Here is a 5,858-nt window from a genome sequence, read left to right as displayed (position 1 = left end):
GACCAACTCCTTCGGAACGACCACCACCGCCTCGCGGCGGATCACCGTCGAGGCCGCCCCGCCTGCACCCGTCGCGCCGACGATCAGCGGAACCGTCGCAGCCGGCGTCGTCGGCTCGGCCTACGACTTCACCTACGCGGTCGCGGGAACTCCGGCTCCCGTCGTGACCGTGTCGTCGGGCGCCCTGCCCCCGGGTCTCACCCTCGATCCGACGGGGCGCCTCACCGGCACTCCGACCAGGACCGGCGCCTACGTCTTCACCGTGCAGGCCGCCAGCACCGCCGGAACCGCGACCGCGCAGAGCACTCTCACCGTGTCCCCTGCGTCCGCAACTGCGAAGGCCGACCTCCGCGTCGACGTCTCCGCTCCGACCACCGCGGTGAAGGGGAGGACGTTCACGTACACGCTCATCACGAAGAACGCCGGACCCTCCACGTCGACGTCCGTCTACTCGAAGGTGATCCTCCCGCCGGGGGTGCGGTTCGTCTCCGCGACGGGGAAGTACACCCGCATCGGCAGCGTCGTGGTCTTCCAGCGGTCCAGCCTCGGCAACGGGCGGACCTCCACCGAGAAGATCACCGTCACGGCCGCGAGCGCAGGCACGGGCACAGCGCTCGCAACCACCTTCTCCGTGAGGACTCCGGATCCGTCGATCCGCAGCAACGCCGACACCGCTGCCACCACCGTCCGCTGAGGAGCGTCGGGCGGGCGACGAGGCCCTCCCGCCCGTCCTCGGGCATCACGCCGGGCGCAGCCAGTCCGTGATCGCGCCGACGACCTGGTCGAGGTGGGACTCGAGCAGGAAGTGCCCGCCGTCGACGAGCTCGATGCGCGCGTGAGGGGCGTCGCGGAGGAACGCCTGGGCGCCGGCGGGGGCGAAGATCTCGTCGTTCCGGCCCCAGACGGCGAGGACGGGGACTCCGGACTCGCGGATCCACGCATGCACGGCGGGGTAGAGCTCGCGGTTGGTGGCGTAGTCGCGGAAGAGCGCCAGCTGCACGTCATCCTGGCCGGGGCGGGCGAGGAGCGCGAGGTCGTGCTCCCAGGCGTCCGGATCGACGGTGGTGGAGTCGGGGACACCGTGGGTGTACTGCCATTCGACGGCCTCCCGGCCGAGGGCCGGTCGGAGGGCTTCGCGCGTCTCGTCGGTCCGCTCGGCGGCGTCGGCCCAGATCGGGTCCCAGAAGCCGGGCACGAAGCCCTCCTCGTAGGCGTTGCCGTTCTGCGAGATCACGGCGACGACCGCGGACGGATCGGCGAGGGCGAGGCGCCAGCCGACGGGGGCGCCGTAGTCCTGGACGTACATCGTGTACCGGGTCACCCCGATGGTCTCGAGGAAGCGGCCGGTCACCGCGGTCAGGGCCGCGAACGTGTAGTCGAAGTCGTCGACGGAGGGCGAAGACGAGCGTCCGAAGCCGATGTGGTCGGGGGCGATGACGCGGTAGTGCCCCGCGAGGGCGGGAAGGAGGTGGCGGAACATGTGCGAGCTGCTCGGGTACCCGTGCAGCAGCAGGAGAACGGGCGCGTCGACGGGCCCGGCCTCCCGCCAGAAGACGTCGAGTCCGTCGACGGACACGGTGCGATGATGGACGACGACCATGGCTAACCCCTTACAGTAGATTTACTGGTTAGCCGGACGCTAGCATGGATCGAACGGGCCGCACGGCGGGAGGACGGGGAACGATGGATCGGGACGAGGAGCTGCTCCTGGCGGTGCTGAACAGCGCCCCGGTGGTGGACGGACGGCCGACGGACGGCCTCGGGGACGCGTCCGGTCGCGAGCTCGCGCGGCGGTGGGGCGGAGTCGGCACCGAGGACGAGCTCGAGCAGCTGCGCCGTGCCCGCGACGCGCTCCAGGCCGTCGTGCGCTCGGGCGCGCCCGCGGCCGTCGCGGAGCTCGCGGACCTGGTCGCGCACGCCGTGCGCACCCCGCGCGTCACCGGTGAGGGCGTCGTGTGGGAGCTGAGCGCTCCCGAGCCGGTTCGACTCGCGGTGGAGTCGGTCCTCGCCTGGTCCGCTGTGAACACCCGGTTCCCCGGGCGGCTCCGCGCCTGCGCGAACGACGAGTGCAACCTCTTCCTCCTCGACCGCAGCCGCCCCGGCACCGCCAAGTGGTGCTCGATGGCGACGTGCGGCAACCGGATGAAGGCGCGCGCGCACGCGAGCCGGTCGCGGGACTGAGGGCGGCCGAGGCGCAGCGGCGAACGCTAGGCGCCGCGCAGCCGGGCCGTCGATGCGGACGCCTGCGCTCGCGCCCGCTGCAGAGCGTCCTCGCGTCCGGCCGCGTCGAGGCGGGCGGGACCGTAGGTGACCACCGGGGGCAGGACGTCGTAGCCGACGAACTCCAGCATCCCGCGGTGGATGTGGAAGAGGAACGACTGCAGGTCGCCGTAGCCGTCGGCGGCGCCGGGCGCGAAGGCCGCTTCGCCACCCCCCGTCGTCAGCAGGAGCATCGCGCTCCTGCCGCGCAGGCCGCCCTCGGCGAAGACGCCGTGCTCGCCTCCGAACGTCGCGCCCATCACGAAGACGCGGTCGATCCAGCCCTTCATGATCGCCGGCATCGAGAACCACCACAGGGGGAACGAGAGCACCAGGAGATCCGCCTGCATCAGCTCGTCGAGGTCGCTCGTGACGGGCTCCCCGAGCGTCTTCTCGAGGACCGCGGTCATCTGCTGCGCCTGCGGCTTGAAGTAGCCGGAGCCGGGCGCGAACTGGTCGCGGTGCAGCACCGGGTCCCGGCCCTCGGCGTACAGGTCGAGCCGGCGCACCTCCATGCCGTCGGCCCTCAGCTGCTCGAGGACCGCGTCCGCCTGCGCCGAGGAGAAGGACCGCTCCTCGGGATGGGCGTGGACGAGCAGAGCGCGGCGAGCGGGAGCGGTCTCGGAAGCATCGGTCATGCCGCCGATCATATCGACGATTCGCGATACGTCGCTAGATCGACGCTCCGAGCCGCTTCAGGAGCCCGTCGACGTCGGCGTCGCTCCTCCGGTAGTGGGTGTACTTCCCGACGCGCGTCGAGCGGACGAGGCCCGCGCGCTCCAGGGATCCCATGTACGACGAGATGGTCGACTGCGCGAGACCGCTCTTCGCGGCGAGATGGGTGACGCAGACCCCGAACTCGGCGCGGTCGGCGATCGGCTCGAACTCGCTGAACGACGCCTCGGGAGAGCGGAGCCACTCCATGATCTGCAGCCGCGCGGGGTTGCCCAGCGCCTTCAGCACCTCGACCAGTCCCGTGTCCACCGCGCCATTCTCCTCCGCTCGCCGCCCGGGCGCCTCCGCGCCGGAATCAGCCTCCACCCGGGCGCACCGCCCTCCTTACCGTTATTTCCGTGGATTCGGGGCAGTTGTAGGCTCCGGAACGCGCCAGGGGTCCCGGGTATGGCTGACCGCCTTCAGCCGTCTGATGGCATGCCGTGATTAGCCGCCAGGGACCCCGCAACGGCACGACCGCTCATTGAGAAACGCGACCAGATCGCCTCGTAAGGACATGCCGGCATGGTCGTTCACGGCGCACCGCACCCGCTGAACGGAAGGACCCTGCGTGCCCCAACTCTGGGCCGGTATCGACGCCGGCAAGACCGAACACCACTGCGTCGTCATCGACGGCAACGGAGCCAAGCTGCTCTCGCAACGGTTCAAGAACCGTGAGACGGCGATCCTGACCCTGATGGGCGATGTCGCGTCCTTGCCGGGCGGCACAGACGTCGCCTGGGCGACGGACCTGAACCACGGCGGGACGGGGCTGTTGCAGACGCTGCTCAGCTCGCATGCGCAGCCGCTGTTCTACATCTCGGGCCGGGTAGTGCACCACGCCTCGGGCGCGTACCGGGGTGAGGCGAAGACGGACGCGAAGGACGCGGTCATCATCGCCGACCAGGCGCGGACCCGTCGAGATGTGACGCTGATGCGTCAGGCCGACGAGGTCACCGCGGAACTGCGCCTGCTCTCGGCGCGCCGGGAGGATCTGGTGCACGATCGCACCCGGGCCGTGAACCGGCTGCGCGCCATCCTGGTCCACTACTTCCCGTCGCTTGAGGGGGCGTTCAACTACGCGACGACCAGGGGACCGTTGGTGCTGCTCACCCGGTACGCGACCCCCGGAGCGATCCGACGGATGGGGGAGGCGCGGCTGGCGTCGTGGTTGAAGGGGCAGGGTTGCTGGAAGTCCGCGGCCGTGGCGAAGGCAGCGATCGACGCTGCTCGCGAGCAGACGTCAGTCGTCGTGGGGGAGGGGGCAGCAGCGCGGCTGGTCAACCGGTCCGCGCGTGATCTGCTCCGCATCCGCGACGAGGTCGCCGAGCTCGACGCGGAGATCGACGCCGCTTTGCAGGACAGCAGGGCCGCGGATCTGCTGGTGTCCATCCCGGGGTTCGGGCGCAGGCTCGCCGCGGATTTCCTCGCCGCGACCGGTACCGACCTCGCCGCGTTTGAGACGCCTGACAGGCTGGCCAGCTTCGCCGGTCTCGCCCCGGTGCCGCGCGATTCCGGGAAGATCTCCGGCAATCACCACCGGCCACGGCGTTACGACCGGCGGCTGTTGAACGCCTGCTTCCAGGCAGCGTTCATCGCGTCGAGAAACTGCCCGGTCTCGCGCTCGTTCTACGAACGGAAACGCCACGAGGGGAAGTCGCACAAGCAGGCGCTGATCGCTCTCGCGCGGCGCCGCATCAACGTCATCTGGGCGATCTTCCGTGACCAGACCACCTACAACCCCACCCCGACCCGGCCGAACGACCCCGTCACCCCACTTCCGCAGCACGGTCCAGATTCGCTATCGAGGAAGAGAACCGCTCCCGCTCTCGCGGCCGCTTGAAGCGTCCGGGCGAGCTCGGCCTGGATCCGGGCTGCGGGCACCCCTTGGAGCTCCCATCGGTCTTCGCGGAGGTCGCGCTCGTTCGGCGGGTGGACCCGTCAGTGGCGACGAGGAGGGATCGGGTGATGGTGTTCTGCAGGAGGCCGGTGAGGGTGCACCGATGATGCTCATCGCGCGCCTCCGAGCCAGAGTCCTGTTGCTGCGGCGATGACGCTGAGGAGGAGCGTGCCGAGGGCGTTGGTGGCGGAGGCGAGGCGGCGTCTTTCGGCGAGGAGGCGGACGGTTTCGAGGCTGGCGGTGGAGAAGGTGGTGTAGCCGCCGAGGAAGCCGGTGCCGAGGACGAGTCGCCACGGCTCGGGGGCGATGCCTGCGAGGGCGAGGCCGGTGATCAGGCCGAGGAGGAGTGATCCGGTGACGTTGATGACGGTGGTGCCCCAGGGGTAGGCGCCGCCGGTGCGGGCTTTGATGAGCCCGTCGAGGAGGAGCCGTGTTGCGGCTCCGATTCCGCCGGCGAGGGAGAGCGCGAGGAACAGTGCGGGTGTCATGCCGGCACCTTCCTCTGCGTGCGTCGCCGGTGGAGTGCGGCGGCGAGGGCGATTCCGGTCCAGGACGCGAGGGCGCCGAGGAGGACGGTGCCGAGCGCGTAGAGCGCGGCGGGTGCGGGGTGTCCTGTGGTGAGCAGGTGGGCGGTGTCGGTGGCGAGGGTGCTGTAGGTGGTGAAGCCTCCGAGCGCTCCGGTACCGAGCAGCAGCCGTGCGGTGCGGCGTCGGCCTTCGTCGCTGCCGGCTCTGGCGAGGCTCTCCAGGAGTACGCCGAGTAGGAGCGCGCCGACGATGTTGATGGCGAAGATGACGGTGTCGAAGGCGGGATCGGCGGGGAACGCGAGGGTCAGGCCCTCCCGCGCCCCGGTCCCGACTGTGCCGCCGGCGGCGACGAGGAGGAGGTATCGCAGGCGCAGGTGCACGGGACGTGGCGTCCCGTCGGGGGCGTCCTCGACGTCGAGGTCGCTGTCGACCGGCAGCTCGGGGTCGGGGTCCGGGGG

Annotated in this window: 8 protein-coding genes; 3 read left to right on the top strand and 5 right to left on the bottom strand. The window is 70.8% G+C overall.

What is annotated here, in order from left to right; all coding sequences use genetic code 11:
* Positions 1-694 (top strand): putative Ig domain-containing protein (locus tag C5C27_RS16370; RefSeq protein WP_146079725.1); only part of this gene is annotated, 694 nt, incomplete at its 5' end.
* 45 nt (positions 695-739) lie between these two features.
* Here C5C27_RS16370 and C5C27_RS16365 read toward each other — a convergent pair.
* Positions 740-1,600 carry an alpha/beta fold hydrolase gene (locus C5C27_RS16365; RefSeq protein WP_104314931.1) on the bottom strand — a complete coding sequence of 287 codons (861 nt, stop codon included), beginning with the start codon at positions 1,598-1,600 and terminating at the stop codon, positions 740-742.
* Positions 1,601-1,683: 83 nt separating this feature from the next.
* On the opposite strand from C5C27_RS16365, the gene C5C27_RS16360 reads away from it, so the two are divergent.
* The gene (locus tag C5C27_RS16360) at positions 1,684-2,181 is read left to right on the top strand and encodes a CGNR zinc finger domain-containing protein (RefSeq protein ID WP_104314930.1); all 498 of its coding nucleotides are present in this window, start codon (positions 1,684-1,686) and stop codon (positions 2,179-2,181) included.
* A gap of 26 nt (positions 2,182-2,207) precedes the next feature.
* Here the strand turns inward: C5C27_RS16360 and C5C27_RS16355 are convergent, their stop codons facing one another.
* Both C5C27_RS16355 and C5C27_RS16350 read right to left on the bottom strand, forming a co-directional pair.
* Positions 2,208-2,897, bottom strand: a complete 690-nt coding sequence (locus tag C5C27_RS16355; protein ID WP_104314932.1) for an NAD(P)H-dependent oxidoreductase — start codon at positions 2,895-2,897, stop codon at positions 2,208-2,210.
* Between the two features lie 34 nt (positions 2,898-2,931).
* Positions 2,932-3,243 carry a helix-turn-helix transcriptional regulator gene (locus tag C5C27_RS16350; RefSeq protein ID WP_219812482.1) on the bottom strand — a complete coding sequence of 104 codons (312 nt, stop codon included), beginning with the start codon at positions 3,241-3,243 and terminating at the stop codon, positions 2,932-2,934.
* A gap of 301 nt (positions 3,244-3,544) precedes the next feature.
* Between C5C27_RS16350 and C5C27_RS16345 the strand changes: the two genes are divergently transcribed.
* Positions 3,545-4,816, top strand: a complete 1,272-nt coding sequence (locus C5C27_RS16345) for an IS110 family transposase (RefSeq protein ID WP_258060606.1) — start codon at positions 3,545-3,547, stop codon at positions 4,814-4,816.
* A gap of 167 nt (positions 4,817-4,983) precedes the next feature.
* Here C5C27_RS16345 and crcB read toward each other — a convergent pair whose 3' ends face one another.
* Together crcB and C5C27_RS16335 are read right to left on the bottom strand one after the other, a co-directional pair.
* A complete protein-coding gene (gene crcB / locus C5C27_RS16340) occupies positions 4,984-5,361 on the bottom strand; it encodes a fluoride efflux transporter CrcB (protein WP_104277738.1) in 378 nt (125 codons plus the stop codon).
* A partial coding sequence (locus C5C27_RS16335) for a fluoride efflux transporter FluC (RefSeq protein WP_374955287.1) occupies positions 5,358-5,858 on the bottom strand: 501 nt, incomplete at its 5' end. The genes C5C27_RS16335 and crcB, both read right to left, overlap by 4 nt.

The sequence above is a fragment of the Rathayibacter sp. AY2B7 genome, assembly GCF_002931635.1.
GTDB lineage: Bacteria > Actinomycetota > Actinomycetes > Actinomycetales > Microbacteriaceae > Rathayibacter.
Note: the sequence above shows the minus strand (reverse complement) of the source record. Positions and strands in the feature narration are given on the sequence as shown.